Here is a 1,294-nt window from a genome sequence, read left to right as displayed (position 1 = left end):
CTACTTTTCCTAATTTTCCCATTATTGAAGGGGTTGAGCAGTTTGTCCAAATGAGTTTGACTCAAGGTTCAAGTGCTGCTTTAAGGGCTTTTCGGAAGTGGGTTAGGCAGAGAATCGATTGAGGGAATGAGCGTCAAAGAAGACTGTACCTCATTGGCCAATCCCGAGTATTTATGAACCTATCCCACTATTGTCCGAAAACTTGATAGAGTGAAAATCAAGTAATCAGAAAAACTTGAACAGATAAATGCCAGGAAGATTTGAAGGATTAAGTGACATAGAATGGGAGCTGTTTGAAAAGATTTTGCCCTGTGAAGCGCAAAAGCGAGGTAGAGGTATGCCCCATGTACCATTCCGTTACGTGTTAAACACACTGCTGTACGTATTAATTACAGGATGTCGTTGGTGTGATGTGCCCAGAGGGGAACAGTGGGCATCAAAAAGTTCAGCACATCGATGGTTGAAACGATGGCAAAAAAACGGAACTTAGCGAAAAAATACAATGTAGAGTATTGGCGTACGCGCTTTATCGAGGGCTAATTAACTGGAATTATGGAGCCTATGATGGCTCTTTTTCCCCCTGGCAAGGGAGGAGGTGAAGGAGTAGCCTATGGATATAAAGGGAAAGGAGTGTTGATACACACAGTCACAGAAGGTAATGGTATGCCCTAGGCTTACAGCACCACACCAGCTAATGGCAGTGAAAGGGAGCAGGTAATACCATTACTAGATAGCATCGCGCTTTGTTACAGGTAAACGGGGTCGTCCCAAGAAAAGATTCCGAGTAATAGCCGCTGACAAGGGTTACGACTCATTAGAGAAACGTTCACTGCTAAGAATTAGAGGTATTAGACCCCAGTTCCCTAAAAGAGTTTATCAGTCCTTGATGCATCGAGGTAGACCAATCAAAGATGATACACCACGGTTTCAACAAGAACGTTGCTTTGCTTGGTATCAAAGAAAGTACCGACGTTTAGTGGTTCGTTGGGAACGCCAATCTGTTGTGTTCGATGCTTTCCTTGCCAAGCGCGACTATTCATATGTGGATTACTAAAATTCTATTAGTGGGATAGGTTCATGGTTTCCATCAATATGATGAAGGTGTACAGATTCGTCTTCGAGAAACTTCAATCCACAGTGTCCACAGGAATGGTTTTGCCGTTTCAGGGCTTCTGAAGTAGTATCGGAGTAAAGGCGAGAATTCCTTTTACTCCAGTAAACTAAGTCGCCGTCATAAGGTGACTTAGTCCCCTTTACATTCACGTGTTGGTTCTGCTTGTAACTTACCTTTGGA

The 1,294-nt window shown here is 43.3% G+C and carries 2 protein-coding genes and 1 pseudogene; 2 read left to right on the top strand and 1 reads right to left on the bottom strand.

What is annotated here, in order from left to right; genetic code table 11:
* The first annotated feature begins 247 nt into the window (after window positions 1–247).
* The gene (locus tag F6K53_RS43180; protein WP_071986781.1) at window positions 248–490 is read left to right on the top strand and encodes a transposase; all 243 of its coding nucleotides are present in this window, start codon (window positions 248–250) and stop codon (window positions 488–490) included.
* A 396-nt stretch (window positions 491–886) separates the two neighbouring features.
* Entirely contained in the window at window positions 887–1,054 is a 168-nt protein-coding gene (locus F6K53_RS43175; RefSeq protein ID WP_293086835.1) for a hypothetical protein, read from the top strand.
* On the opposite strand, the pseudogene F6K53_RS43170 reads toward F6K53_RS43175, so the two are convergent.
* A pseudogene (locus tag F6K53_RS43170) lies at window positions 1,051–1,294 on the bottom strand (RNA-dependent DNA polymerase); the annotation flags it as partial. The gene F6K53_RS43175 and the pseudogene F6K53_RS43170 overlap by 4 nt on opposite strands.

This window comes from Moorena sp. SIO4A1 (genome assembly GCF_010672065.1).
GTDB lineage: Bacteria > Cyanobacteriota > Cyanobacteriia > Cyanobacteriales > Coleofasciculaceae > Moorena.
Note: the sequence above shows the minus strand (reverse complement) of the source record. Positions and strands in the feature narration are given on the sequence as shown.

Excerpts from the sequence above, each read along its gene's own strand:
- F6K53_RS43180 (WP_071986781.1), top strand. The coding sequence starts at position 248 with ATGCCAGGAAGATTTGAAGGATTAAGTGACATAGAATGGGAGCTGTTT.
- F6K53_RS43175 (WP_293086835.1), top strand. The coding sequence starts at position 887 with ATGCATCGAGGTAGACCAATCAAAGATGATACACCACGGTTTCAACAA.